Raw genomic sequence first — 25,895 nt, 5'->3', positions numbered from 1 at the left:
AAGAATAACCTGCTGCTAATCAGTATGCTTTTCGCAAGTTCCGCCGCCGTGGCCGGCGGAACCCTGCGCATCGGAGTGGCGGACTCCGACGGGCCGCCGATCGCCGAATTCACCGGACAGAAGCTGAGCGGCGGGTTGACTCTCGATATCGGCACCGCCCTGGCCCGGGCCATGCAGATGACCCCGGAGTTCGTCATCATTTCGCGCCGCCGCGTGGAACCGTCCATTGAATCGGGCAAGGTGCACATCATCTGCAACGCCAACCCGGCGTGGTTTTCCAATGCCGATAAACTGCAGTGGTCCCAGGAAATCTATCCCCAGATAGAACGGCTCGCCTCGCTCAAGCCGATGCCGGACCTGCGCGATCGCGCCCAGCTCGCCGGCAAGCGCATCGGCACCATCCGCGGCTACAACTATCCGTCGCTGGACAGCCTGTTCGCCCAGGGCCGGGCAATACGCCAGGACGAGGCGCACCTCGAGCTGGAGCTCAAGGCCATCCTCAAATCGCTCTCCGACGTCGCCGTGGTCTCGGAGCTGGAGTTCGCTTTCTGGGCCAAGAGTCGTCCGGCCTCCGCCGCCCGACTGAAGCTGCATCCGATGATCGTGACGTCGATGCCCACCATGTGCGCCGCCGCGCCGGACGCGCCGTTTCCGGTCGACCAGTTGAACCAGGCCATCGAGCAATTGCAAAAGTCCGGCCAACTCAAAACGCTGCTGAAGAACTACCAATGGACGCCCAAAGCCGCCAACCCTTCGTACCAGTAGTCTACCTGCACGGATTCAACTCCGGCCCCCAGTCCCTCAAAGCCGGGGAAACCCGTTCGTATATGGAGCGCCTCGGGGCCGGACACCTGTTCCACAGCCCCCGCCTCTCACCTCATCCGGCCATGGCGCTCGCCCAGGCGGAAAACCTGATCCGCACGCTGCCCGGCGATACGCTGCTGATCGGCAGCTCGCTGGGCGGGTTTTACGCCACCTGGCTTGCCGAGAAACTCGACCGGCGCGCCGTGCTGATCAACCCGGCTGTCGTGCCGGATCTCGATCTCGCCCCCTACGTCGGCGAGCAGGAAAACCCGTATACCGGCGAACGCTATATCCTGACGCGGGCGGATCTGGATACGCTCTTCGAGCGTCACGTCGAGCGTCCCGAGCCCTCGCGCTACTGGCTGGTGCTCGGCGCCCGCGATGAAGTGCTCGACTGGCGCATCGCCGCGCGCCACTTCCGCGGCGCCCGCCAGACCGTGTTCAGCGGCGACGACCATCGTCTCGCGCGCTGGCCGGAATGCCTGGAATCGCTGCCGGACTTCGCCCGCGCCTGAAGGCGGGGCGACTCACTCGGAAAGGAACTCCCCATGGATCACGCCATCGTCTTCGACACCGCCGGCGGCCCGGATGTGCTGCGCCTCGTTCCCGTCGAGGTCGGCGCGCCCGGCTCCGGCGAGGTCCGGATCCGCCATCGCGCCATCGGCATCAATTTCATCGACACCTACCAGCGCTCCGGCCTGTACCCGGTCGCCCTGCCCTCGGGGCTCGGGCAGGAAGCGGCCGGCGTGGTCGAAGCCGTCGGGGCCGGAGTCACCCATGTCGCGCCGGGCGACCGCGTGGCCTATGCCGGCGGCACGCCGGGCGCCTATTCGACGGCGCGCCTCCTGCCCGCTTCCGTTCTCGTGAAACTGCCGGAGACCATCGGCGACGACGCCGCAGCATCGATGATGCTGCAAGGCATGACGGTGGAGTATCTGGTGCGCCGCACGTTCCGGGTCGAGCCGGGCATGACCGTGCTGTGGCACGCCATTGCCGGCGGGGTCGGCCAGATCGCCCTGCAATGGCTCAAGGCCATGGATGTCACGATCATCGGTACGGTGGGGTCGGAGGACAAGGCCGCGCTGGCCCGCGGGATGGGGTGTCACCACGTGATCAATTACCGCGACGAGGATGTCGTCGCGCGGGTCCGGGAGATCACCGGCGGCAAGGGTGTTCCGGTGGTTTACGACTCGGTGGGCAAGGACACCTTCCGGGTCTCGCTCGATTGCCTGGCCCGCCGCGGCACGTTCGTCAGCTTCGGCAACGCCTCAGGACCGGTGCCCGACATCGCCCCCCTGCAACTGGCGGGCAAGGGGTCGCTGTACGTCACGCGCCCGCGCCTGGCCGACTACATCGCCACCCGTGAGGAGCTCGAGGAATCCTCCGGCGAACTTTTCTCGCGCGTCGCCGACGGCACCCTGTCGATCCGCCCGTCGCACCGCTTCGCGCTGGCCGACGCCGCAAAGGCCCATCGCGCGCTGGAAAACCGGGAAACCACCGGATCGGTCATTCTGGAGCCTTGAACAAGAGCGGAACTACTGCGTTTCGGCGCCGTTGGTATCGATGGCTTTCTTGCGGTGCTCGCGCCAGAAACTTTTCGGTTTGCGGCCGATATCCGGGGTGTCTCCCAGCGCGTCCGGGCGCTCGCGCGACGGCCCTTGAGGAAAGGAAATCGACTGGCTGGAAGGGTCGGAGCGCAAGCGGAATGCCTCGTCCCGGGTGATGTCGCCATCGCGGACCGCTTCGCGCAAACGGATATCCCGCAAGCGGCTGGCATTGAACGAAGGTTCCACTGGACGCGACGCCGACGACGCGGCACCATGACCCATCCCGCCCTCGAGACGCGAACGGTCGAGCGACAACGGTCTGCCATTGCCCGCCTCTGCCGCTGACGCGATGGCCAGCAGGCAACCGACAATCGTCCAGGCGAGGTTGCGTTGCGTCATGGTTCCATTTTACCCAGGTATCGGGAAGAGGGGCTCACAGTCCCGGTGAAGCTTGTATTGTGTCATTTCACTCTATGAAAAGGAAATTGCACAAACGTGTTCGGATCGATTTGAAATGTTAACGGTTGTAAACACAATGACATGCTTAATATTTTTTTATATGACTGAACGCTCACGAAGCGTCCCAACCGCTACCCTCTGAACCTATGGACAAAAGCAAAATTCTTGTCGTCGACGACGACGCGAAGCTTCGAGACCTGCTGTCCCGCTATCTGGACCAGCAAGGATTCATCGTGGAAACGCTCCCCGACGCCCGGGATATCGACCGCAAGCTGGCGCGCAACCGGCCGGACCTCATGGTGCTTGACGTGATGATGCCCGGCGAGGACGGTCTTGCCGTGGTGCGCCGCCTGCGCGCCCAGGGCGAGATGATCCCGGTGATCATGCTGACGGCGCGCGGCGAGGATATCGACCGCATCGTCGGACTGGAAATGGGCGCGGACGACTACCTGGCCAAACCGTTCAATCCGCGCGAACTGTCGGCGCGGATCCAGTCGGTGCTGCGCAGGCATTATGCCGCGCCGGCCCTGACCGCGCACCACGACGAGGACAGTCTGTGCGTGTTCGGCGAGTTCGAACTGCACCTCGGGCGCCGGGAACTGACGCGCAAGGGCAAAGCCATTTCGCTGACCAGCGCCGAATATGCCGTGCTGGCCGTGCTGGTCACCCATCCGCGGCGACCGCTGACCCGCGAACAATTGATGGAGATGGCGCTGGGCAAAGGCAACGGCGAGTCGCTCGACCGCAGTATCGACGTGCATATCTCGCGTCTGCGCAAAGCGATCGATACCGGAGAGGGCGGTCCGCGTTACATACAGACCGTCTGGGGCTACGGCTACGTCTTTGTTCCGGACGGCCAGTCGGGAGAATAGCGGTTGAAGCATCTGTCCGGTTCGCTGTTTCTGCGGCTCGCGCTTCTCGTCCTGACAGCGGTCATCACCACGCAGCTGTTCACAGCGTGGATCGTGATGGGCGACCGCCGCGAACTGATCGCCAAACAGATCTATCATCAGGTGCTCGATACGCTGGCGGATCTGGAAGGACGGATGGAGGCCCTGCCGCCGGAGAGCCGCACGCTTTTCCTGTACGCCTACAACCGGCCCGGCATGACACAGCTGCTGCCCGGCAACGCCGATCAGGGCGTGCCGTTCGAATCCCTTCCAGCCATCGCGCGCGGCGTTTCGGAGCATTTGTCGCACGCCATGGGAGAGCCGGTCGTGGTCAAGTACTACGCCCAGGGCGAGCGGCGTCAGCTGTGGATCTCCCAGCACATCCTCGATGCCCATTACTGGCTGGTGGTGCCGCTGGGCCGCTTCCGCGACGACTGGTTTTCTCCTCTCGCCCAGGCGTCGCTGCTTGCCTGCCTGTTCGCCGGGCTCGTGGCGTTTTCGCTCGGATGGGTGATCACCAAGCCGATCAGCCAGGTGGTGCAGGCGTTGCGCGAACTCGAACAGGGCCGGCATCCCGAACCGGTGTCCGAAGAGCACGGTCCGCGCGAAGTCCGCGAACTGACGCGCGGCTTCAACACCATGGTGCATTCGCTCGAATCGAGCGCGGGTGAGCGCAGACTGATGCTCGCCGGCCTGTCCCACGATCTGCGCACGCCGCTGACGCGCCTGCAACTGATGGTGGAAATGCAGGATGACACCACCGACAAGCATGACATGCTGGCCGATCTCGAGGAGCTGTCGCGCATCGTCCGGCAATTCATCGATTTCGCCCGCAGCGAAGAGCCGCCGCGGCGCGAGCCGGTGCAACTGGCCGAGCTGGCCAGCAGCGTGGTGGCCCGCTTCAACCGCGATACCTCGAATTACCGCTTGCGGGTCAAGAGCGAACCGGAAATCCGCGCCGATGCCCTGGCGCTGGAACGCCTGCTGAGCAATCTGCTGGAAAACGCCCGCCGCTACGGCAAGCCCCCCGTCGAAGTGGAAATCGGCAAGGATGGCCCGCACGCGGTGCTCATGGTGCAAGACCATGGTGACGGTATTCCCGCCGAATTGCGCGAAGCCGCGCTCACTCCCTTCGAACGGCTGGCCAGCCACCGGGGCACCGACGGAGGCAGCGGACTGGGGCTGGCCATTGTCGATCGCGTGGTACGCCAGCATCATGGATCGCTGGTGCTGGAAGATGTCGAAGGCGGGGGCCTGCGCGTGATGATCCGTCTGCCGATCCGGGGGTGATGTTCCACGTGGAACGAAGCGGCGCGAACCCGCGCTCAAGGCCTTCTGGGTTCCCTCCCGGCTTTCCACAGAGCGAAGTTGCTCACGCACGCCAGGAAATTATTCCTGTCGACCGACGCTCCGGTTTTTGCAAGACGCTCCCCGGCGGCCTCGAGCAGGCGCTCGACCTCGGCAAGATCGATCGCTGAATGATCGAATTGCGGGCCCATGTCGAACAGCACGTTGAGCAGAACCAACCGTGCCAGCCATTGCTCCGTCGAGTATTCAGCCGGCTTATCCTGACAAAGGACAACGTTCTGCCGATTCCCTCGCCGCATCCCCGCCGTCGCCGTGTCATAGGCCAGCATTTCCTGTCCGGTTTCCTGGTCCGGGAAATAGGATGCCAGTCTTGCCTTTGTAAAGAATTCGTTCAAATCCAGCGTAAAGGAATCGGGGTCGCGGAACTCCACCCGGGTACGTTTCGCCGTATCGTTCGGATCATAAAAAACCAGCACATAATGATCGCTCTTCTTGTCGAGAATGACCGCCATGGCGTGGTTGAATGTCGTCACGACCAGTGATTTGCGGGAAACGCCCTCTTGGTTCATGCGCGCCGCGATCTTCCGGACAAGCTGCTCCGCCTTGTCGTTCCGGAAGTAATACACATCGCTGTTATTGGAAACGATATCGTGATAGCGCTGCTTGATCTGCGAAGTCATGCGATCGGCGATGGCCTCTTTCGATTGCAGAATTTTCCACAATTCGTTCTTGGGCATCACCGCGTAATTGTCGGCGACAAACGCGGAAAAATGGCCGCAGCTTATGGGCTCGATGTATCCGGGCGGAACAGGTGCATCTTTGAATCCCACTTTGCAGTTAAGCTGCGCATCCGCTCCGCGGCGGTAAGGGAAGCATTTCAGGCGGGCGACCATTCGCCGGTTGTTCAGCGTCTTGGCAAAGTCGATCAGGCGGGAAGTATCGATACCCAACCTGTCGGGATCGTCCGGATGCATGACAAGCAAGCAGACTTTGAACAATTCGGAATCCTCGCGCTCCATCGCTTTTTGCATGGCAGTCTGGAGATACACGCCTTTTAGCGCGGGATACCGCAGACTGTCTTCCATCGCTGGCGTCAGCCCTTCGCGTAGCGCCAGATAGCCGCTCGCCGCCTCCCGGCTCCCGCTCCAGTCCGGCGCCTTTTCGCCGGCGAACAGCGCATCGCGCAACCCGCTGAAATCTTCCGCCGGCCTCGGACCTGCGGGTTCTTCGGTGCGTTTTTCGTTCCAGACCCGGTTCAACGCCTCCCAATCGATGACATCCGCCAGAGCAATCCCGATTTCGCCCTGGGCATAAAGCAGCGCTTTGACCCGGTTCAGATGTTCCGGGCGGATCAACCGCGCCAGAACAGGATCGAGAGCCTCGCGTGAATACGTCCTCGACATTTTCCGGCCGCCGGTCCCGCAACATTTCATACTCACCGTATACGCGTCGAGCAATCTTGGTTCTCCCTTCAGCGCTCCCACCAACTGGAGAAGACTCAGGATCATATCGATCTGGTCAGGCGCGCGTTCGGTAAACAGTCCCAAGGCATACGGGGGGCGGAAGAGCGTGACCTCTTTTTCCGACGCCGGCCCGCGGCTGTGGCCCATGAACGTACCGAATCCTTGCAAGCCATCCAGCAGCGCCAGAGCGGAAATGCCGCCATGGCGGTGTTGGGCGCCGGCTTTTTGCCATGCGTCGAACTGCCCGAACAGCGCTTTCCACTGCCTGGGCGCGTCGTCCAGCCGAAAGACCGTTCGCGCAACCGGCGCGGCGGGTACGACAAGGTCGGATGCATCGATTGGAACCGGTGCTGCCGTTGGCGCCGGTGCCGGTGTTGCCGGTGCGAGAGGGCGCGACGGAACGGATGAGGGCATCGAGACCGGCGCCATGACATCAGCATTACCTTCCGGCTGGTATGGTTGGCCGGTCAATGTGATCGGTATCACACGGCAATTGGGCCGGGATTCGTGCAAGCCGGCAGAAGCGCTGGCGACCGTTCCCGGTTCGGCCTTTTCCCCGTCGGTGATCAAGGGAGTATCAAGCACTGTTCCCTCGCCCGGGACCGGTGCGCGGCTCGTCTGAGACGCCGGTCTGGCTCCGGTCACGACGGTCGCCATGCCGGTGGGCAACGCTACCGGGTTGAACCGCCCACCTGTCGACAAGGTCACGTCATTGGCCGTGCGCACGCAGCTCAGCGCCGTCAAGAATTTGTGAAGAAGTTTGCCGAAAAACCGCTTGATGGCGACGAAGAAACCGCCGGATACCGGGGCGTGTACGCAGGAGACCATGTGATATTGTTTGTTGCAAAAATAAACATAAAATCATGGTAATTGTTAAGCTGGACACTCTCTTGTAAAAACCGCTTATTTCCCCCGGAAAAAGCAAAACGCCGGAACGGTTCCGGCGTTGGGGAAAAAGCCCGCGCTGTTCCACGTGAACATCACGAGGCGGCCCGGCATCACTCCTGGAATTTCAGCAGATGGACCGGTATCCCGTACTGCCTCATCACCTGTTTAAGCAACCCGCCACCCATTTTGCTCCAGCGAAGCTGCACGGCAATGGATGATGGAATATGCGTCAACGCCACCATCAGATTGCGTAAATCCAGCGAATCGTGATCCTGCTGGACAAGCTTCTTGATATTCCGTTGGACAGATTTCCAGTCGATGGACAACTTCAGCAGCGCTTGCTCATCAACGCGCCGGAAGGCGTCCAGCACCAGCAAACGGGTCACCCAATCGCTATCGGCAAGCTCCGCCGGCCGTTCATGACAGAGGATCAATTCGCGCTTGCCCTCGCAGTCGCCGTCCAGCACCGCCGAATCCACATCGTAGGCCAGGCTTTCATAACCGGTGATCCCGACCAGATGGTAGGCGTAGTAAAGGTTGTGGTGCGGAATGGATACCAGATCGCCGATGTCCAGTTGAACCGTCGCCGGGTCGGCGAATTTCATTTCAAGGCAGACCGCCGTCCGGTTCGGGTCGTAAAAGGCCAGCTCGTAACCTTCGGCGTGCCTCTGTATCACCAGCGCCATCGCATGATTGCTCGAATGAATGATCAGGCGCTTTTGGGTTTTTCCCTCGGCGCTCATCTGTTTCACCATCGTGCGCACCAGATCGCCGAGCCGGTCGTTGCGGAAATAGTAGGCTTTCGGGTTGTTCTCGGTCATGCGCAGATGCCGCCGCTCCCAATCATGGCCGATCGCCGCGGAAATACTCCGGGTCGTCTGAAAATCCTTCAACGCCGGCTTGCCGCCGAGTTCGGCGAAATAAGCGGCCAAGTGACGGCAGACGATCTTGGCCGAATCCATTTTGGTTGTTTTTCCATCATGGAACTCGGCCTTGCCATTGAGATTGAGCTCCACGTCACCCTCGCTCACATGCGGATAGTGCTCAAGGTAGTCAGCCAGCCGGGCATCGGCATGCCGTTGCGCCATGCGGATCAGGCCGGCGATATCCAGTCCCAGCGTCGCCGGCGTGTCGGGCAGCATGCCAAGCAGACATGCTTTCAGACGCACAGGATCGTCACGCCGGACTGCGGCGGCGATTTCCTGCCGGAACAGCAGCGCCCGCACACCCGACTGCCGTTGTGCGAGGTGGAACCACGCGGTTTGCCGGCCGGCGACCCCGGGGAAGAGATACGCGTAAACCTCACCCTGCGACGCGCTCCAAGCCGGCGCATCCACGAAGAGGGCGACCCGCGCCTGCTCGTGCGAAACCGTATCGCCAGCGCGCTTGTCCGGCTTGTCCAGAGACGTCGTCCACTCAGAGCGCAACAGGTTCCAGTCGATCATGTCCGCCAGCGATAGAGAAACCGTCAGTGGTCTTGGGGAATAACGGCTGCCGGTCAGCAGCGCACTGGCATCCTGCCGGTACGGCTCCTTGACGAAACGATCCACCCATTGTCTGACCGGGAGCGATTCGGGCGCACCGCCATCCAGCACTGCCTTCTGCGCCATGGACGGCGACGACAGGACTGCGTCGAGCGACCGATCCCCGCCCAGCGCCCAGGTCAGATGGATCAGACTGAGCAGCATGGCGTACTGATCGGCCCGGATGAGCTTCAGGTCATTCAGTGGTGGCGAATACCGGCAGTTCAGGTTCGGGGATAGCACGCTTTCCGGGTAGTAAGGCGACACCACGGGTTCTGGGCGGGTAGCCTGCCCGTTGCCCGGCGGTTCGAAGCCGGTGGAGCCAGTGCCCGACATCAGGGTCGTCGGACTGATCGCGCCATGAAACGCATGACGGATGTGCCTATCGGCCAAGGCGCGGCACAGCCCCTCCCAGTGATTCGGCGCATCGCGCAGCGGATCACCCTCGGCATGTCCCGGCATGGCGGCGGGAGGTTCGGGTTCGCACTGCCCGGCCAGCGCATCCCAGTCGATGGCCTCGGACAGCGCCGGACAATAGCCGGAACAGCAGCCAGGATATCTTAGCCAGTCCAACACCGCTTGCCGGTGCGCCGGCTTCACATGGCGGTCGATCCATGCCTGAACCAGCTTCGCGATGTCCAGATCATTATCGAAAATGTCGCGAGGCGCCGGGCACTCCCGCAAATAAGCCAGCGCGTGGGCCAGACGTCGGTCCCGACCGATGGACGTGCTCCACTGCATCAGGGACACGAGCATCGCCGCGGTGTCCGCCTGTTTGCATTTCAGCCGGTCATAAGGGTTGTTAACGGCAAACACTTTGCGGTAATAGAGGGAAGGTTCGACGTCTGTCTTGCGGTCGCCAACCATGAAGAGAACACAAGGATCCCGTCTGTCGGCCACCTGTTTCAACAACTTCGCGCCAAGGCGTCCGTGAAAATACCGCCCCCTGCCATGCTGCAGATCAAGCAGATCCACAGCGGACCGCACCGCATCGACGCGCGGGTCGCCGGTCGGGATCCGTGTTGGCGCGTCGGCCGCGGCAGGCGGTACCGGGGCCGTCCAGACCGCCTGCAACGCCTCCCAATCCAGTATCTCGCTCAGGGGACAGGGTGGCGTGGAAGAACCGGAGAGGTAACTTAGCCAGATCTCCAGCACGAACTGTTTATCAGGGTTGGAAAAGGCGCCGAGCCACTGGCTCAGAAGAGGAAACGGCGCCGAAAAGCCGGACAATGGCAAGCCCGGGCCTGCGCCCAGCGTGCCAAGCCGCCCGATTTCAGCACGCAGCGCCTCATCCGCGGTTTGCTCGGCGAAAAGCTCGAGCACAGCCCGCAGCGCCATGAAGTAATCCGCATTGAGTCGGGCCTTTTCGGCAAAATACGAATCGGTCAGCCCGTCTTTCAATGCTTGCGGCAGACACGACTCATCGCCATACGCCTGGTCGGCGGCCTTCCGGTAGCCGTCCAGTTGCCCGGGATCGTCCATACCCGCCCTGACCGCCGCGAGCGTCAGACCGCCATGCGGCTCGCCCCGCTGTCCCATGGCCTCCAGGCGCGCAAGCACCGCCTTGAGCGAAGCGATCCGTTCCCCGGCGCTCTGCCCGGCAACGGGTGCGGGAGAACCGGCGGAGCGGCCGCTTGCCGAATCACGAAGGGAGGCGCCCCCGGCCACCCCGGCAAGCTGGCTTGGCACACGAAGACTGACGGATTGCCGCGCCGGCTCGGCCGGAACCGTACCGCCGCGGTTCGACACGCCAATGAGGGCGCGCCGCAGCCTGTCGTACAACTGTCCAAGAAAGCGTCTGATTTTGACGAACACCGGGAGGCGACCTGACTCTACCGCTATGGCCATTCTACATTTTTCCTTACATAACAATTTGTTGGATGTTAAATTTGGCGCCGGGTCGGGACTTGCAAAAAACGATCAGCGCAACGGGAAAAGCGGGGAAAAATGAGGAGAGCGGGAAAGGCACGGCCCTTGGCCGTAAACGAAAACGCCGGAACATATCCGGCGTTTTTCATCGGGGCGCGGGTCAATTACGCCATCGTGGCTTCGACATCGCGGATCGTTTTCGGAATCGGTTCGCCCAGCACCCGGCTGCCGGAGTCCGTCACCAGCACGTTGTCTTCGATGCGGATGCCGCCGAAATCACGATACGAAGCGAATACGTCGTAATCGATCATGTCGGCGTGGCGGCCTTCCTTGCGCCAGGCGTCGATCAGCGCCGGGATGAAATACACACCGGGCTCCACCGTCAATACCATGCCGGCCTTGAGCGTCTTGCCCAGGCGCAGGTAGCCCATGCCGAAGAGTTTGCTGCGCTCGGCGGTATCGTCGTAGCCGACCAGATCCTCGCCCAACGCTTCCATGTCGTGCACATCGAGGCCGATCTGGTGCCCCAGCCCGTGCGGGAACGCGATGGCGTAAGCACCCGATTCGACGATCGCGTCGACATCGCCCTTGAAGAAGCCCAGCGCCTTCATACCCTCGGCCATCACGCGCGCGGCCAGCTTGTGCACGTCAAGGTAGCGCGCGCCGGGGCGGATCGCGTCGATGGCGGCAAGCTGCATGTCCAGCACGATCTGGTAGAGCGCCTTTTGCCGTTCGGAGAAACGGCCGCCGACCGGGATGGTCCGGGTGATGTCGCTCGCGTAACCGGAGTCCGCGCTGGCGCCGGTGTCATTGACGACCAGATCGCCCGCTTCCAGCCGCTGGTCATGCAGGTGATTGTGCAGCACTTCCCCGCGCCGTGAAAAAATCGACGGGTAGGCCAGTTGCCAGTCGCGGCGGCGCATGATGCCTTCCATCTCGCCGACCACTTCGTGCTCCATCGCACCGGGGCGCGCCGCCTTCATCGCGGCGATATGCATCTGGCGGGTCACCGACAGCGCGCGCTCCATCTCGGCGATTTCTTCCTCGCCCTTGATTTCGCGCAGCGCCACCACGCGGCGCGTCAGCGCCGGCGAGAATCCCGCCTTGACCGACATGGCCGTGGTCCCGAACAGACGCGCCAGTTCCAGCACCGTTTCGGCGCGGTACGGGGCCAGATAATGAACCGGGATGCCGGCGCGCACCGCGTCCTGCACCACCGTCGCCAGATCGGCGTAGGGTCGCGCCTTCGTCACGCCCGAGCGCGCCGCGCGTTCGGCGAGCGTCGGCAGTTCGCCGGTCCAGACGATATCGTCCACGCCCGGATCATCGCCGAACAGGGTCGCTTCTCCGCTGGCGGTATCGATGACACCGGCCAGATTCGGTTCATTGAGCCCGAAGAAATAGCGGAAGGACGAATCCTGGACGAAGGGGTAGGTATTGTGCAGGTAGTTCATCGGCGCTTCGGGATTGCCCGGAAACAGCAGAAGACCCTTGGCCTCGCCGGCAAGCAGGCCGGCGCGGCGCGTTTGGTAGATATCGGCAGAAAACATCGGGGGGAAACCTTTGTAAACGGTGGGCCATGCTTTGATGGCCTCATTATCGGTACAGGCCGATACTGTACACCCGCGCCTCGGGCCGCGCTACCGTCGGGGTTTCCCTCAAAATAACCAGTGGTTATTGAGTTAAATCCCCATATTCTTTTTTTTCATCCATCCTGCATGCTAGCCTGAACCGTCACCTCAACCGAGACCGGCCATGCCCCATCACACCACCCTGCCCTATATTATCCAGCCAGGCTGGAACGATTCGCCGCCCGATCACTGGCAGAGTCACTGGCAAGCGCGCCTGCCCGCCATCCGGGTCGGCAACGCCGACTGGCACAGGCCATCGCTGCCCGACTGGCTCGCCGGCCTGGATAACGCCCTCGACAAGGCGGGAAGCCCCGCGGTGGTGATCGCCCACAGTCTCGGCGCCATCACCGTCGCGCACTATGCCAGGCATCGGCCCGAACGGATCCGCGCGGCGCTGCTTGTCGCGCCGGCGGATGTGGAACGCGCCGATGCGCCGCCGCAAATCACCGGCTTCGCCCCTCTGCCGCGCGAGCCGCTGCCTTTTCCTTCTCTGGTGGTGGCCAGCACCGACGATCCGTATTGCCCGGCAGAGCGCGCGGCGGCGCTCGCCTCGGACTGGGATGCGGAACTCGTCTGGCTGCCGTGCGCCGGCCACATCAACGCCGCCTCCGGCCATACCCGCTGGGAAGAAGGCCTGTACCTCTTGGAAGGCCTTCTCGGGCACCGCGTCGTCACGCGAGAGAGGGCAACATCCCGGGTGCCATGAAACGGTTGAAGGAACCCGACGCCACCAGCGCGCCGGCCTTGCGCAAGTCCGGCGCGAAATAGCGGTCCGTGTCGTAGAACGCCACATGTCCGCGCACTTCGCGGCGCGCGTCCTCCAGAGGTTCGGAGCTGCTCAGCGGAGCGCGGAAATCCAGCCCCTGGCAAGCGGCCAAAAGCTCGACGCCGAGAATCCCGGCCGTGTTCCCGGCCATGTCCGCGAGCCTGCGCGCGGCGAAGGTGGCCATCGACACGTGATCCTCCTGATTGGCCGACGTCGGCAGCGAATCGACCGAAGCGGGATGGGCCAGCGACTTGTTCTCGCTGGCGAGCGCGGCCGACGTCACCTGAGCGATCATGAATCCCGAGTTCACCCCGCCGTTATCGACGAGGAACGGTGGGAGGCCCGACAAATGGCTATCGATCAGCAAGGCCATGCGCCGCTCCGACAAGGCGCCGATCTCGGCGATGGCGAGCGCGAGATTGTCGGCGGCGAAGGCCACCGGCTCGGCATGGAAGTTGCCGCCGGAAAGGATATCGTTGTCGTCGGCGAATACCAGCGGGTTGTCGGACACCGCGTTGGCCTCGACCAGCAGCACGTCGGCGCACTGGCGGATCTGCGTCAGGCACGCGCCCATCACCTGCGGCTGGCAACGCAGTGAATACGGGTCCTGCACCTTGCCGCAGCGCGCATGGGAGGCTTCGATGGCGCTGTGTCCGAGCAAGTCGCGGTAAAGCCGCGCCGCGTCCATCTGCCCCTTGTGCCCCCTGACCGCGTGAATCCGCTCGTCGAAGGGACGGCGGCTGCCCAGCGCCGCCTCCACGGTCATCGCCCCGGTCACCACCCCGGCCGCGAACAGGTCCTCGGCGGCGAACAGCCCTTCCAGGGCGAACGCGGTGGAGGCCTGGGTACCGTTGAGCAGGGCGAGTCCTTCCTTGGGCGCCAGCGTCACGGGAGCGAGGCCCGCCAGCGCCATCGCATCGCGCCCGGACACCGTGCGCCCGTCGGCTCGCGCTTCGCCCTCGCCGATCAGCACGGCGCTCATGTGCGCCAGGGGCGCGAGGTCGCCCGATGCGCCGACCGACCCCTTCTGCGGAATCCAGGGATAGATTTTCGTGTTGAACAGGCGGATCAGCGCCTCGATCACCTCGAGCCGGACCCCCGAATACCCGCGGGCCAGCGAATTGATTTTCAGCGCCATCACCAGGCGCACCGTGCTGTCCTTCATCGGTTCGCCGATACCGGCGGCATGGGACAACACGATGCTGCGCTGCAGAGTCTCCAGTTCGTCGGCCGGGATGCGGGTATTGGCCAGCAGGCCGAAGCCGGTGTTGATGCCGTACACCACCCGTCCTTCCTCGAGCACGCGCGACACCGTCGCCGCCGACGCGCGAATGCCGTCATGGCAGGCGGGATCGAGCGACAGGGTCAACTGCGGGTCGTGCGCAATGCGGCGCAGATCGGCCAGAGTCAGGCGGCCGGGTCTGAGAATGAGTTCGGACATGGTCAGTTATCTCCACGTAAAATCATCGGCAGGTCGAGATCCTGCTCTTTTGCGCACGCGATTGCAATATCGTATCCCGCATCTGCATGACGCATCACTCCACTGGCCGGGTCGTTGAACAGCACCCGCTCAAGGCGCCGGTCGGCTTCGCGGCTGCCGTCGCAGACGATCACCACCCCGGCGTGCTGGGAAAACCCCATGCCCACTCCGCCGCCATGATGCAGGCTCACCCAGGTCGCGCCGCCCGCGGTGTTCAGCAGCGCATTGAGCAGCGGCCAGTCGGACACGGCGTCCGAACCGTCCAGCATGCTTTCCGTTTCGCGGTTGGGGCTCGCCACCGAACCGGAGTCCAGATGATCGCGCCCGATCACCACCGGCGCCGACAGCTCCCCGTTGCGCACCATTTCGTTGAACGCGAGGCCCAGCCGCGCGCGGTCCTTCACGCCGACCCAGCAAATGCGCGCGGGCAACCCCTGGAACGCGATGCGCTCGCGCGCCATGTCCAGCCAGTTGTGCAGGTGCGCGTCGTGCGGGATCAGTTCCTTGACCTTGCGGTCGGTGCGGTAGATGTCCTCGGGATCACCGGACAGCGCCACCCAGCGGAACGGCCCGACTCCCTCGCAAAACAGCGGACGGATATAGGCTGGCACGAAACCGGGAAAATCAAACGCATTGGCCACGCCGCGCTCGAAGGCCATCTGGCGGATATTGTTCCCGTAGTCGAGCGTGGCCGCGCCCCGCGCCTGCAGCGCGAGCATGGCGTCCACCTGACGCGCCATCGATGCTTTGGCCGCTTCGGCCACCCGCGCCGGATCGGCGCTCTGCGCCTCGCGCCAGGCCTCGAGCGTCCAGCCTTGCGGCAGATAGCCGTGCACCGGATCATGCGCCGAGGTCTGGTCGGTCACCACGTCGGGCGTCACGCCGCGCCGCACCAGTTCGGCGAACACATCGGCGGCGTTGCCGGTCAGCCCCACCGACAACGGCCGGCCCTCGCGGCGCGCGGTGTCAAGCAGCGCCAGCGCCTCGTCGAGCGATGCGGCCTTGCGGTCCAGGTAGCGGGTGCGCAAACGAAAATCGATGCGCGACTCGTCGCACTCGACCGCCAGCATGGAGAAGCCCGCCATGGTGGCGGCGAGCGGCTGCGCGCCGCCCATGCCGCCGAGCCCCCCGGTCAGGATCCAGCGCCCTTGCGGCTTGCCGTCAAAATGGGTGTTCGCCACCGCGAAGAAGGTTTCATAAGTGCCCTGCACGATGCCCTGCGAGCCGATGTAGATCCAGCTGCCCGCCGTCATTTGCCCGTACATCATCAGCCCCTGGCGATCGAGCTCGTTGAAGTGCTCCCAGGTCGCCCAGTGCGGCACCAGATTGGAGTTCGCCAGCAGAACGCGCGGTGCGTCGGCGTGGGTGCGGAACACCCCGACCGGCTTGCCCGACTGGATCAGCAGGGTTTCGTCCGGCTCCAGGCGCGCCAGCACCTCGAGAATACGGTCGAAGCACGCCCAGTCGCGCGCCGCGCGGCCGATGCCGCCGTACACCACGAGGTTTTCCGGATGCTCGGCCACCTCCGGATCGAGATTGTTCTGCAGCATGCGAAAAGCCGCTTCGATCAACCAGTTCTTGCAGGTCAGCGCCGGACCGCGCGGCGCGCGGATCACTCGGGACGGATCATGACGGGACGGTTTCACGGTTTCTCCTCCTTAGGATTTCTTATTGATGGCCGCGGTGCGGCTTGAGACTGCGGCACAACGTCCAGACCAGCCGAGCGGCGGTTCTGGCGCCATGTCCGTCGATGTCGTAGGACGGATTCAATTCGACAACATCGGCCAGCGCGAGCTTGCCGGACTCGGCGATGCGCCGGATCAGCGACTCGACGACGTCGACGCCCACTCCGCGCGCGGCGGGCGCGCTGACCGCCGGCATCACCGCGGCGGGCAACACATCGAGATCCACGGTCAGATACACCAGATCCACACTGTCGACGAATTCCATCAATTGGCCGCGGGTGTCCTGCCACAGCCAGGGCGCCATGTCCGTGTCGAGCCGCCACTGGACGCCCAATTCGCGGGCCCGGGCGAACAGCGCGGCGGTATTGGACGGTTCGGCCACCCCCAGGCACAGATAGCGGAATGCGCGCCCTTCGGCGCGGCAATCGGCGGCGATCTGCGCGAACGGCGTGCCCGAGGAGGCGCGCGGCGCCTCGCGCAAGTCGAAGTGCGCGTCGAAGTTGACGATGCCGATGGTCAGATCCGGGTACGCATCGGCCAGCCCGCGCCAGCTGCCGTAAGCCGTCTCGTGGCCGCCGCCGAGCACCACCGGGGTGCGGCCGCGGCGCGCCAGCCCGGCCACCCGGTCCGCCAGCCGCCGCTGGGCCTCCTCCAGCTCATCGCCCTCGCAGGTGATATCGCCGGTGTCGGCGACCGGAAGCGTCTGATGCCAGGCGAGATTGGCCAGCGCGCGGCGCAAGGCGTCGGGTCCGGCCGCGGCGCCGGCGCGCCCCTGGTTGCGCACCACGCCCGCGTCGACGGCGAAACCGGCCAGCGCGATGCCCGGTCCGCCGGGGTTTCCCTCCACGGTGACCTCCTGATGCCAGCGCCGGGCCTTCGCCCCCTCGCCGGTATCGATCCGGCCATGCCATGTATTTGTCGGTTGCGTCACGAATCGGACTCCAGTGCGATGTGCCTGGCGACCCCGCGGAATACCCGCTGGTGGAGCAGCGGCGTGCCCAGGCTGTAAACGATCTCGGAAGGGTGGTCGACCGACCACACCAGAAAATCGGCGAGCCGGCCTTCGGCCAGCACGCCCATGCGTGTCCCGCGGCCAAGCGCGCGCGCGGCGTGGCGCGTGGCGCCGGCCAGCGCCTCTTCGGGCGTGAGGCCGAACAGCACGCACGCCTGGTTCATCGCCAGACGCAGCGAGGCGAACGGCGAGGTGCCCGGATTCAGATCCGAGGATACCGCCATCGGCACCCCCGCGCGCCTGAGCGCTTCGACAGGCGGCCGGCTCGTTTCCCGCAGAAAATAAAACGCCCCGGGCAGCAGCACGGCCACCGTGCCGGCTTGCGCCATGCGGTGCACGCCGGCGGCGTCCAGGTGCTCGAGATGATCGGCGGACAGTCCGCCGCAGTCGGCCACCAGCTGCGCGCCGCCCCGGTGCGACAATTGCTCCGCATGCGCCTTCACCGCGAGCGAGTGCGCGCGCGCCGCGTCGAACACCCGCCGACACTGCGCCACCGAGAATCCCACGCCTTCGCAGAAGACATCGACGGCTTCGGCGAGCCCCGCGGAGGCGGCCGCCGGAATCAGCGTATCCGCGATCCGCTCGATCCAGCCGTCCGCGTCGCCGACGAACTCGGGCGGCACGGCATGCGCGGCGAGCAGCGTGGGCGCGATCTCGACGGCGAACTCCCGGCCAAGTCGGCGCGCGACTCTCAATTGCTTCAGTTCATTATCAAGATCCAGTCCATAGCCGGACTTGATCTCGATACAGGTCACCCCTTCGTTCATCAGCGCTTTGAGGCGCGGCAGGCTGGCCTGGAACAGGCCCTCCTCATCCAGGGCGCGAGTGGCCCGCACGGTCGACAGGATGCCACCGCCCTCGCGGGCGATCGTTTCGTAGGGCACGCCAGTCAGGCGCTTTTCCCATTCCTCGGCGCGCGACCCGCCGTAAACCAGATGCGTGTGGCAGTCGATCAGGCCGGGCGTCACCCAGCGTCCGCCGCCGTCGACGACATGCCCGTCGAACGAGGCCGGCGACAGGGAAGAAAGCGGCGCGATCGACACCACGCGGTCATCCTCGACGATCAGCGCATGACCGTCGAGACGTCCGTAGGGCTCCGGCCGCGACGGATCCATCGTCGCCAGGCGGACGTGGTGCCAAAGCGTGCGTTGACGGGCCATGATGCCCTCCATCGGCTGAAATGTATATACAAATACGCCGAATAAATGAGTCTGTCAACAACGGGAAAACACGGGAAAGGGGACAATGCCGCAGGTGGCCGGACATGACCAGTCCGCCCCCCTGCGGGGAGGGGATCAGGGGCGGACCCGGGTACGGGAGCGCAGTTTGTAGTTGTTGCCCGGATGCACGAGGCGGGCGAAGCTCACCAGATTCTTGTGCGACCAGGTGCGGCGCAGCACCAGCAGGCAGGGCTCGGTCACCGAGGTTTCCAGGAATCCTGCTTCGGCCGGTGTCGGCAGCACGGCTTCGACGGAGTGTTCGATGTCGGTCAACGGACACGTCAGCATCAGGTAGGCGTTCGGGGTCGTCTGGGTGAAGTCCTGCTCGAGATAGCCGGGCGCCCATTGCGGGTTGACGTACCGGTCTTCCAGCTGGATCGGCAGGCCATCCTCGCGGTGCACCAGCACCGAGCGGTAGACCATGGAGCCGGTCTGCACACCAAGCCGCAGGGCGATCTCATCGCTGGCCGGCTCTTCGCACAGCAAGTGAACATCGCTGCTGTGGGTGTGGCCGCGCGAGCGGACTTCCTCGGCGATATTGTTGATGTCCAGCAGCGGGGACTCGGCCTTGCGCTCGGCCACGTAGGTCCCGTCTCCGGCGAAACGCAGCAGAATGCCGGCCTCGGCCAGATCGCGGATCGCCTTGTTGACGGTCATGCGGGACACTTCGAACTGGCGCGCCAGTTCCATTTCGGGCGGGATTTTGCAGCCGGGCAAAAACACCCGGCGCGAGATGCCATCGAGAATATAGCTTTTGATTTGCTGATAGCGGGGTTGTCGTGTGCGACTTTGGGTATCCATGCCATACATTCTATCCTCAGAATCACAGGCAAAGCACCCCCGCTTGTGCGAGCATTTGCGCAAAGTCAACCAGACGCGGGGGCCGCCTTGCGCATAATGACTTCCGTCAAGCTCCGCCAGCATTTACACTGGATATATTCCACATTCGGACACCCAAAATGGATTGCGATGACCTGCTCGCCGACTGGTCCGGCGCCCGGCAGATCGAACTGGCTCCCGGCTTCCCGGGACTGGAGCTGACCAGCCCCGCGATGCGCGCGGTGATCAGCCTGTACGGCGCGCAGCTTCTCGAATACAGCCCGTCAGGTCAGGCTCCCCTGCTCTACCTTTCGCCGCGCGCCCGCTTCGAAGCGGGCCGCGCCATCCGCGGCGGGGTGCCATTGTGCTGGCCGTGGTTCGGCGCGAATATCCCCGAGCCGGATCAGCCCGCCCACGGGGTGGCGCGCCTGTCGCGCTGGGCCCTGACGCGGCTCGAGCGCGACGGCACGTTGTTTCACGTGGAACTGTCCGGGCCGGCCTGGCGCGGACTCGAGCCCGTCATCCGTTTCGAACTGGGCGACGGCATCGGCATCCGGCTCTCGACGCTCAATCGCTCGGACCGCCCCCTGCCGCTGGGAAGCGCCCTGCACAGCTACTTCGCCGTCGGCGACGCGCGCCGCGCCCGGGTAACGGGAATGGCGGGCCGCGATTTCGACGACAAGGTGACCGGAACGCGCGGCCGTTACGTTGACGAACCCCAGTGCTTCGGCGGCGAAGTGGACCGCATCGTTTACACCGGCGGGGAGCTTGTTCTGCGCGATCCGGACAACCGCCGGCGCATCCGCATCGCCACTTCCGGTTCCGCCAGCGCGGTGATCTGGAACCCCGGCGCCGAGCGGTGCGCGGCCTTCGGCGATCTGGAGCCGGACGCCTGGACGCGCTTTGTGTGCATCGAAACGGCCAACGCGGGCGACGATGTCCGGCGGCTGGATCCGGGAGAAAACCATACCCTCGGTTGCCGCATTCGCCACGAACCCGACTGAAAACCGTTATACTTTATGGCAGACAGGCGCAGGGATGTTCCGGCGCCATCTTGACGAAGTGGATCGCGCTGTTCATGGCCAAACCCGACAAAATCTCCCGTTTTCTGCCCATTACCTTCAGCAACGGCATGAAGGTGCAACGTTTCGGCAAGCAATGCCCGGCGTGCCGCACGATGGTCGGCGCCGACCAGATGACCGGCATCGCGAGCCTGATCCGCAACCGGATTTTCCTGGCGGCGGAAGGATGCTGCACCGCCTGCGGAGAACGTTTTCCGATCACCTGCGTGATCACCGACGACAAGCGCGTCCACCGCGTGATGATTCCCGGCGCGCTGTTCCGCTTCTGGCTGCAGCGCGCCGTGCGCAATCTGCCCCAGCCGACCGATCCGCGCGAATGGGAACTGAACGAGCCCCAGCCGGCGCCCGCCGGGCTGGTGGTCGGAGATGGCGACGATGTGCTGCGCTCGGAAGAAAGCCTGGGACGATTCCAGGGAGACGCCATCCCGGCGTGGATCGAATACGACCAGTTGCGCTATCTGTTCGAGCGCGCCGCGCCGCCGGGAGGCGCGTTCCGTCTCGAAGAGGACGAACTGCTGCTCGACGGCCGGCTGATCTACCGACGCAGCGCCCGTCAGGTCGTGTAGTCTCCCCACACGGTCTGCAAGGCCGCCACCGCGGCCAGCGCCGCTGTTTCGGTTCTTAGCACGCGCGGTCCGAGCTTCAAGGGCTGCCATCCCGCGTCGAACGCCGCCTGCTCCTCGGATGGCGCGAAACCGCCCTCCGGCCCCGCCATCAGCCACAACCGCCCGTCTTCCGGTTTCGCTTGCTGCGACAGGGTCCTGTCACCGTACGGCGACAGGACAAGACGCGAACCGATGCCGCGCGAATGCTCCAGCCATTCGCGCATACCCATGATCGGCCGTACCTCCGGCAGGAGGTTGCGACCGCATTGCTCGCACGCCGAGCGCACGATGTCCCGCCAGCGCGCCACGCGCTTGTCGGCGCGTTCGGCAGCCAGTTTCACCACCGAACGTTCCATCGCCAACGGCTGAAACACGTTGACGCCCATCTCCACCCCCTTTTGCAGGGTGAACTCCATTCTGTCGCCGCTGGAAATACCCTGAGCGAGCCCCAGCCACAATGGCGATTCGCGGCTGACCGGATGAAAGGCGCCGACCTGCGCCAGCGCCTCGCGTTTTTCCAAGAGGACGAGCTTCGCCGCGTATTCGCCGCTCTGCCCGTTGAACAACACGACTTCATCGCCTTCGCGCAGGCGCAGGACATGCATGTGGCGCACCACGTCGTCGGGCAGAGACAGCGTTTCCCCCACGCCGATCGCCCCTTCCAGATAAAACCTTGGCATAAAGGGAAACCCTTTTCGTAAATTTAGATACAATTATACCCGGTCGGCGGTCCCGGCCGGCTCTCCACCGAACCGAGGATTCACCCGCATGCAGATCGTCAAGCAGGTCATCGACGCCGTCGCCCACGTGGCCCGTACCGAGATCATGCCGCGTTTCATGGCGGTCGGCTCCTGCCGCAAAGACGACGGAACGCTGTTCACCGAGGCGGATCTGGCCTGCCAGGCGGTGCTTACCGAGACACTGCCCGCCATCGCCCCCTACCCGGTGCTCGGCGAGGAGATGCCGCGCGAAGCGCAGGATGCGCTATGGAAAGCCAACCAGGATGGGCTATGGGTGGTCGACCCGATCGACGGCACCACCAACTTCATCAACGGACTGCCGCACTTCGCGGTCTCGGTGGCCCTGATGCGCCATGGCCGCAGCGAGCTTGGCGTGATCCACAACCCGGTCTCGGGCGAGACGTTTTACGCGGCGCGCGGCCAGGGCGCCTTCATGAACGGCCAGCCCCTTCCCCTGAAGCGGCGCTGCAATCCGATGCGCGACGCGATCGCCGGCGTCGAAGTGAAATACCTGCGCTCGGGGAAACTCGCCGCGCGCCTGCACGGCCTCGCGCCCTGCGGCAGCCAGCGAAGCATGGGATCGAGCACTCTTGACTGGTGTTACCTCGCCGCCGGGCGCTACGACTTGTATCTGCATGGCGGCCAGCGCCTGTGGGACTATGCGGCGGGCTCGGTGATCCTCGAGGAGGCGGGCGGCCGGCTCGCCACGCTCAACACCGACGACTACTGGTCGGACACCCTGTGGAAACGCTCGGCCATCGCCGCGCTCGATCCGGAGCTTTTCGAGCAGTGGCACCGCTGGGTGCGCGCCAACCAGTAGCCGTCATGGCTCCTCGCCGGGCAAATCCGGCAACGGATGCTGCGCCAGAAAATCGATCAGCGCGCGCAGCTTGGCCGGAATCGTCGGACTCGCCGGCCACAGCACGCGCCGCGTCGTTCTCGACCTGTCGACATACTCCTCCATCAGGATCACCAGCCGGCCGCCGCGCACGGCGTCCCTGACGTGGAACTCGGGCAGACAGGCGATGCCCTGATCCTGGCAGGCCATCTCGATCAGCGCGCGGCTGGTATTGCACACCACCGTGGCCGGCAGGCTCAGGCCCTCCGCGCCCGAGAGCGGCCAGCGCGCGAGCAGGCCGCTTGTCGGATAGCGGTAATGCAGGCAACGGTGCCCGGCCAGCGCCGCCGGGCTATCGGGCACGCCCCTGGCGGCGAGGTAGCCAGGAGAGGCCACCATCACCACCCGGAATTGCCCGAGCACCCGCGCCACCAGCCGGGAATCGCGCGGCTCGCCGCTGCGGATCACCGCGTCGAAGCCTTCGCCGATCACGTCGACCAGCCGGTCGCTGTAATCCAGATCCAGCTCGATGTCCGGGTATTCCCGTAAGAATCCGGCCAGCGCCAGGGTCAGCTGGCCATCGTCGCTGGGCAGACCGATACGCAACCGTCCACGCGGCAAGGCCGCGCTTTGCAGTTCCTGCTCCGCCGCCTCGAGTTCTTCGAGCATGCGCTGGCAGCGCATCAGGTAACGCTGCCCTTCGCCGGTCAACGACAGGCGCCGCGTGCTGCGGTGGAACAGTCGCACCCCGAGCCTGGCCTCGAGCCGCGCGATGCTTTTGCCCACCGCGGACGCCGAAATCGCCAGGCGTCGTCCGGCGGCGACAAAACTGCCTTGCCGCGCCACTTCCACAAATACCCCAACGCCCGCGAATGTATTCATGCCCGTCCTGATTCCGGATTATTTGTCCTGATAAAACGGAATACTAGCTTATTTTTCGGTAAACAACGGAGGTCTAGCATTCCGGTATCATCCCCTCACCGGAGTTCATTCCATGCCATTTATCGTGTACCTGCTCGCGGCCTGCATCTTTTCCATGACGACATCGGAATTCATGGTGGCCGGCATGATGCCCTCGCTCGCGGCGGACTTCGCCGTTCCCCTGCCCGACATCGGCAATCTGGTGTCGGCATTCGCCGCCAGTGTCGTGATCGGCGGCCCGGTGCTGACCGTGCTGCTGCGCCGTGTCGCGCGCAAAACCGTCCTGCAAATCCTGTTGCTGGTGTTCTGCGTGGGGCAGGTGATCGCCGCCACCGCCACCGGCTATCCGGCCATGATGGCGTCGCGGGTGATCTCGGGGGTCGCCCAGTCGGCGTTCTTCGGCACCGCCATGGCGCTGATCGCCGGTCGTGTCGGACTCGAACGCATGGGGCGCGCCTCGTCCGTCGTGCTGGGCGGTCTGATGCTCTCCTCCGTGGCGGGCCTGCCGATGGCCACCCTGATCGACCAGCATGTCGGCTGGCGCGCGAATTTCTGGCTGGTCGCGGCGCTGACCTTCGCCTGCGGCCTGGCGATCGGACTTTCCACGCCCAAAGATCCCGCGCCGGGTCATGAACCGCTGCGCCGGCAGCTGGCGGCGCTGGCCGGGGGGCCCCTTTGGGCCGCCTATGCATCCAGCGCGCTGATCATCGGCGCGGTGTTCGCCGCCTTTACCTATTTCACGCCGATTTTCACGACACTGAGCGGCTTCGAGCCCGTCAGCGTGCCCTGGCTATTCGCGGTTTACGGCGTGGCGACCGTGGCGGGCACCGCGATCACCGGCCGGTTCGCCGACCGGCACACGCGCGAAGTGCTCACCGCCGGACTGGTCTGCCTGAGCGCCATTTTCGCCATTTTCGCGCTCGGCGCGGCGTCGCGATCCCTGACGCTGGCGTGCGTTCTGGTGGTCGGACTCGCCGGATTGCCGATGAATCCGGCCATGGTCACCCGCGTGCTGCGCGTGGCCGACGGCAGCGCGCTCGTCAACGCGATGCACATGGCCGTCATCAATCTGGGCCTGATGGCGGGATCCTATCTGGGAGGAATGCTGATCGACCGAGGCCTGGGCCTGACCGCGCCGTTGTGGCTCGGATCGGCGATCGCCATGGCGGGACTGGCCAGCCTGTGGCCGCTGTGGAGACGTCGGGCCGCAACGGCGGCCTGACGCGAAAAGGCATTACGCGGCGGCGGGCCGTCTGGCGAAGCGCAGCAGACTGTGCCCGGAATAGAGCAGCAAGCCGGCCCAGATGAAGGCGAAACCGGCGAGGCGGTCGCCGCCGAACGGCTCGCCGAACAGCAGCACGCCAAGCAAAAGCTGCATGGTCGGGCTGATGTACTGGACAAGGCCCAGCGAGGTCAGCGTCAGGCGGCGCGCGGCGGCGGCGAACATCAATAGCGGCACGGCCGTCACCACGCCGGCGCCGGCCAGCAGCAGGTTTTCCGGGAGGGAAACATGGCCGAAGTGGCCGATACCCGAAGCCTCGCACCACAGCAGCACACCGGCGGCGACGGGCAGCATCAGGAAGGTTTCCAGCGCGAGCCCCTGCAGCGACGGCAAGGGCGCCCGCTTGCGCAAGAGGCCGTACAGGCCGAATGATGCCGCCAGCGCCAGGGCGATCCAGGGCACCTGCCCGAGCCGCACGGTCAGCCAGATCACGCCGACGGCCGCCAGGGCGACCGACACCGCCTGCACCCGGCCCAGCCGCTCGCCGAGCACCATGCGCCCCAGGAACACATTGAACAGCGGGTTGATGAAATACCCCAGGCTGGATTCGACCACGTGACCACTGTTGACGGCCCAGATATACAGCATCCAGTTGGCGGAAAGCATCAGCGACGACAGCGCGAACACCCCGACGCGACGCGGATCGCGCAGGCTGGCCAGCAGCGGGCCGGCGCCGCGTGTCGCCACCAGCAGCGCGGCCACGAACAACGCCGACCAGAACACGCGGTGGCAGAGAATTTCGAACGCGGGAATACCGTGCAGCGGTTTCCAGTAAAGCGGGAACAGTCCCCAGCAAAGGTAGGCGCCGACGGCGTACAGCGCACCGGCCGAAGCGCCGCCGTCCTTGGGTGAAGCTTGCATGATGTCTTTCGGTGAAACGATGAGTGTCTCATGAGGATAACCGCAAACGGCGCCGCTGACACGGGCCGGGCTAAAAATGCTGCGCTGGCACAATCGCCTCACCTTCGCGACTCAATTCGTCAAGTCTTTTGACGTTAACGTGAACGTTAACTATAGTCCGCGAAAACGATCCCGAACGTCTAGAACGGAATAAAGGGCGGCG

Annotated in this window: 22 protein-coding genes; 10 read left to right on the top strand and 12 right to left on the bottom strand. The window is 64.7% G+C overall.

The genetic code is table 11. From position 1 onward, the window contains the following. Window positions 1-24: 24 nt before the first annotated feature. Genes JNO50_RS00855 through JNO50_RS00845 form a run of 3 tightly spaced genes read left to right on the top strand, consistent with a single transcriptional unit; the run spans window position 25 to window position 2,327 of the window. On the top strand, window positions 25-765 hold the full coding sequence (locus JNO50_RS00855; RefSeq protein ID WP_229804577.1) for a substrate-binding periplasmic protein: 741 nt from the start codon (window positions 25-27) through the stop codon (window positions 763-765). After that, entirely contained in the window at window positions 729-1,319 is a 591-nt protein-coding gene (locus JNO50_RS00850; RefSeq protein WP_189532857.1) for a YqiA/YcfP family alpha/beta fold hydrolase, read from the top strand. The genes JNO50_RS00855 and JNO50_RS00850 overlap by 37 nt, the downstream gene beginning before the upstream one ends. A 33-nt stretch (window positions 1,320-1,352) precedes the next feature. Beyond that, window positions 1,353-2,327, top strand: coding sequence for a quinone oxidoreductase family protein (locus JNO50_RS00845; RefSeq protein WP_189532855.1), 975 nt, complete (start codon window positions 1,353-1,355; stop codon window positions 2,325-2,327). A gap of 12 nt (window positions 2,328-2,339) precedes the next feature. On the opposite strand, the gene JNO50_RS00840 is transcribed toward JNO50_RS00845, so the two are convergent. After that, window positions 2,340-2,750, bottom strand: coding sequence for a hypothetical protein (locus tag JNO50_RS00840; protein ID WP_189532854.1), 411 nt, complete (start codon window positions 2,748-2,750; stop codon window positions 2,340-2,342). 206 nt (window positions 2,751-2,956) lie between these two features. On the opposite strand from JNO50_RS00840, the gene ompR reads away from it, so the two are divergent. Continuing rightward, window positions 2,957-3,682 carry an osmolarity response regulator transcription factor OmpR gene (gene ompR, locus JNO50_RS00835; RefSeq protein ID WP_189532852.1) on the top strand — a complete coding sequence of 242 codons (726 nt, stop codon included), beginning with the start codon at window positions 2,957-2,959 and terminating at the stop codon, window positions 3,680-3,682. A gap of 3 nt (window positions 3,683-3,685) precedes the next feature. Next, window positions 3,686-4,990, top strand: a complete 1,305-nt coding sequence (locus tag JNO50_RS00830) for an ATP-binding protein (protein ID WP_189532844.1) — start codon at window positions 3,686-3,688, stop codon at window positions 4,988-4,990. Between the two features lie 35 nt (window positions 4,991-5,025). Here JNO50_RS00830 and JNO50_RS00825 read toward each other — a convergent pair whose 3' ends face one another. The 3 genes from JNO50_RS00825 to JNO50_RS00815 form a co-directional block, all read right to left on the bottom strand. After that, window positions 5,026-7,197, bottom strand: a complete 2,172-nt coding sequence (locus tag JNO50_RS00825) for a ShET2/EspL2 family type III secretion system effector toxin (RefSeq protein ID WP_215796443.1) — start codon at window positions 7,195-7,197, stop codon at window positions 5,026-5,028. Between the two features lie 272 nt (window positions 7,198-7,469). Next, entirely contained in the window at window positions 7,470-10,730 is a 3,261-nt protein-coding gene (locus JNO50_RS00820) for a ShET2/EspL2 family type III secretion system effector toxin (protein ID WP_189532840.1), read from the bottom strand. Window positions 10,731-10,915: 185 nt separating this feature from the next. Beyond that, window positions 10,916-12,301 (bottom strand): aminopeptidase P family protein, encoded by a 1,386-nt coding sequence (locus JNO50_RS00815; RefSeq protein WP_189532838.1) that lies wholly within the window; start codon window positions 12,299-12,301, stop codon window positions 10,916-10,918. Window positions 12,302-12,506: 205 nt separating this feature from the next. Here JNO50_RS00815 and JNO50_RS00810 point away from each other — a divergent pair, with 205 nt between their 5' ends. Continuing rightward, window positions 12,507-13,088 carry an RBBP9/YdeN family alpha/beta hydrolase gene (locus JNO50_RS00810; RefSeq protein WP_189532836.1) on the top strand — a complete coding sequence of 194 codons (582 nt, stop codon included), beginning with the start codon at window positions 12,507-12,509 and terminating at the stop codon, window positions 13,086-13,088. On the opposite strand, the gene hutH is transcribed toward JNO50_RS00810, so the two are convergent. The 5 genes from hutH to hutC form a co-directional block, all read right to left on the bottom strand. Beyond that, window positions 13,054-14,589 (bottom strand): histidine ammonia-lyase, encoded by a 1,536-nt coding sequence (hutH, locus tag JNO50_RS00805; RefSeq protein ID WP_189532834.1) that lies wholly within the window; start codon window positions 14,587-14,589, stop codon window positions 13,054-13,056. The genes JNO50_RS00810 and hutH overlap by 35 nt on opposite strands. Window positions 14,590-14,591: 2 nt before the next feature. Further along, complete coding sequence (gene hutU, locus JNO50_RS00800) at window positions 14,592-16,274, bottom strand: urocanate hydratase (protein WP_189532832.1); 1,683 nt, start codon at window positions 16,272-16,274, stop codon at window positions 14,592-14,594. Window positions 16,275-16,296: 22 nt separating this feature from the next. Continuing rightward, a complete protein-coding gene (gene hutG, locus JNO50_RS00795) occupies window positions 16,297-17,244 on the bottom strand; it encodes a formimidoylglutamase (RefSeq protein WP_189532830.1) in 948 nt (315 codons plus the stop codon). Further along, a complete protein-coding gene (gene hutI / locus JNO50_RS00790) occupies window positions 17,241-18,485 on the bottom strand; it encodes an imidazolonepropionase (protein WP_189532828.1) in 1,245 nt (414 codons plus the stop codon). Before hutI ends, hutG begins: the two co-directional genes overlap by 4 nt. A 135-nt stretch (window positions 18,486-18,620) precedes the next feature. Continuing rightward, entirely contained in the window at window positions 18,621-19,346 is a 726-nt protein-coding gene (hutC, locus tag JNO50_RS00785) for a histidine utilization transcriptional repressor HutC (RefSeq protein ID WP_189532826.1), read from the bottom strand. 158 nt (window positions 19,347-19,504) lie between these two features. Between hutC and JNO50_RS00780 the strand changes: the two genes are divergently transcribed. Together JNO50_RS00780 and JNO50_RS00775 are read left to right on the top strand one after the other, a co-directional pair. Next, the gene (locus JNO50_RS00780; protein ID WP_189532824.1) at window positions 19,505-20,368 is read left to right on the top strand and encodes a D-hexose-6-phosphate mutarotase; all 864 of its coding nucleotides are present in this window, start codon (window positions 19,505-19,507) and stop codon (window positions 20,366-20,368) included. 50 nt (window positions 20,369-20,418) lie between these two features. Beyond that, on the top strand, window positions 20,419-21,012 hold the full coding sequence (locus tag JNO50_RS00775; RefSeq protein WP_189532822.1) for a hypothetical protein: 594 nt from the start codon (window positions 20,419-20,421) through the stop codon (window positions 21,010-21,012). Here the strand turns inward: JNO50_RS00775 and JNO50_RS00770 are convergent. Then, on the bottom strand, window positions 21,000-21,731 hold the full coding sequence (locus tag JNO50_RS00770; RefSeq protein ID WP_189532820.1) for a 16S rRNA (uracil(1498)-N(3))-methyltransferase: 732 nt from the start codon (window positions 21,729-21,731) through the stop codon (window positions 21,000-21,002). The two genes, JNO50_RS00775 and JNO50_RS00770, sit on opposite strands and share 13 nt — an antisense overlap. A gap of 88 nt (window positions 21,732-21,819) precedes the next feature. Between JNO50_RS00770 and JNO50_RS00765 the strand changes: the two genes are divergently transcribed. After that, window positions 21,820-22,611, top strand: coding sequence for an inositol monophosphatase family protein (locus JNO50_RS00765; RefSeq protein ID WP_189532818.1), 792 nt, complete (start codon window positions 21,820-21,822; stop codon window positions 22,609-22,611). A gap of 3 nt (window positions 22,612-22,614) precedes the next feature. Here JNO50_RS00765 and JNO50_RS00760 read toward each other — a convergent pair whose 3' ends face one another. Next, window positions 22,615-23,511 (bottom strand): LysR family transcriptional regulator, encoded by an 897-nt coding sequence (locus tag JNO50_RS00760; RefSeq protein WP_189532816.1) that lies wholly within the window; start codon window positions 23,509-23,511, stop codon window positions 22,615-22,617. A 112-nt stretch (window positions 23,512-23,623) separates the two neighbouring features. Here JNO50_RS00760 and JNO50_RS00755 point away from each other — a divergent pair, with 112 nt between their 5' ends. Then, window positions 23,624-24,772: an MFS transporter gene (locus JNO50_RS00755; protein WP_189532814.1), complete on the top strand. Its 1,149-nt coding sequence runs from the start codon at window positions 23,624-23,626 to the stop codon at window positions 24,770-24,772. A 12-nt stretch (window positions 24,773-24,784) separates the two neighbouring features. On the opposite strand, the gene rarD is transcribed toward JNO50_RS00755, so the two are convergent. After that, window positions 24,785-25,693, bottom strand: a complete 909-nt coding sequence (gene rarD / locus JNO50_RS00750) for an EamA family transporter RarD (protein WP_189532812.1) — start codon at window positions 25,691-25,693, stop codon at window positions 24,785-24,787. Window positions 25,694-25,895 lie beyond the last annotated feature (202 nt).

Source organism: Paludibacterium paludis (genome assembly GCF_018802605.1).
Taxonomy (GTDB): domain Bacteria; phylum Pseudomonadota; class Gammaproteobacteria; order Burkholderiales; family Chromobacteriaceae; genus Paludibacterium; species Paludibacterium paludis.
Note: the sequence above shows the minus strand (reverse complement) of the source record. Positions and strands in the feature narration are given on the sequence as shown.

Excerpts from the sequence above, each read along its gene's own strand:
- JNO50_RS00855 (WP_229804577.1), top strand. The coding sequence starts at position 25 with ATGCTTTTCGCAAGTTCCGCCGCCGTGGCCGGCGGAACCCTGCGCATC.
- JNO50_RS00850 (WP_189532857.1), top strand. The coding sequence starts at position 729 with ATGGACGCCCAAAGCCGCCAACCCTTCGTACCAGTAGTCTACCTGCAC.
- JNO50_RS00845 (WP_189532855.1), top strand. The coding sequence starts at position 1,353 with ATGGATCACGCCATCGTCTTCGACACCGCCGGCGGCCCGGATGTGCTG.
- JNO50_RS00840 (WP_189532854.1), bottom strand. The coding sequence starts at position 2,750 with ATGACGCAACGCAACCTCGCCTGGACGATTGTCGGTTGCCTGCTGGCC.
- ompR (WP_189532852.1), top strand. The coding sequence starts at position 2,957 with ATGGACAAAAGCAAAATTCTTGTCGTCGACGACGACGCGAAGCTTCGA.
- JNO50_RS00820 (WP_189532840.1), bottom strand. The coding sequence starts at position 10,730 with ATGGCCATAGCGGTAGAGTCAGGTCGCCTCCCGGTGTTCGTCAAAATC.
- JNO50_RS00815 (WP_189532838.1), bottom strand. The coding sequence starts at position 12,301 with ATGTTTTCTGCCGATATCTACCAAACGCGCCGCGCCGGCCTGCTTGCC.
- JNO50_RS00810 (WP_189532836.1), top strand. The coding sequence starts at position 12,507 with ATGCCCCATCACACCACCCTGCCCTATATTATCCAGCCAGGCTGGAAC.
- hutH (WP_189532834.1), bottom strand. The coding sequence starts at position 14,589 with ATGTCCGAACTCATTCTCAGACCCGGCCGCCTGACTCTGGCCGATCTG.
- hutI (WP_189532828.1), bottom strand. The coding sequence starts at position 18,485 with ATGGCCCGTCAACGCACGCTTTGGCACCACGTCCGCCTGGCGACGATG.
- hutC (WP_189532826.1), bottom strand. The coding sequence starts at position 19,346 with ATGGATACCCAAAGTCGCACACGACAACCCCGCTATCAGCAAATCAAA.
- JNO50_RS00780 (WP_189532824.1), top strand. The coding sequence starts at position 19,505 with ATGGATTGCGATGACCTGCTCGCCGACTGGTCCGGCGCCCGGCAGATC.
- JNO50_RS00770 (WP_189532820.1), bottom strand. The coding sequence starts at position 21,731 with ATGCCAAGGTTTTATCTGGAAGGGGCGATCGGCGTGGGGGAAACGCTG.
- JNO50_RS00765 (WP_189532818.1), top strand. The coding sequence starts at position 21,820 with ATGCAGATCGTCAAGCAGGTCATCGACGCCGTCGCCCACGTGGCCCGT.
- JNO50_RS00760 (WP_189532816.1), bottom strand. The coding sequence starts at position 23,511 with ATGAATACATTCGCGGGCGTTGGGGTATTTGTGGAAGTGGCGCGGCAA.
- JNO50_RS00755 (WP_189532814.1), top strand. The coding sequence starts at position 23,624 with ATGCCATTTATCGTGTACCTGCTCGCGGCCTGCATCTTTTCCATGACG.
- rarD (WP_189532812.1), bottom strand. The coding sequence starts at position 25,693 with ATGCAAGCTTCACCCAAGGACGGCGGCGCTTCGGCCGGTGCGCTGTAC.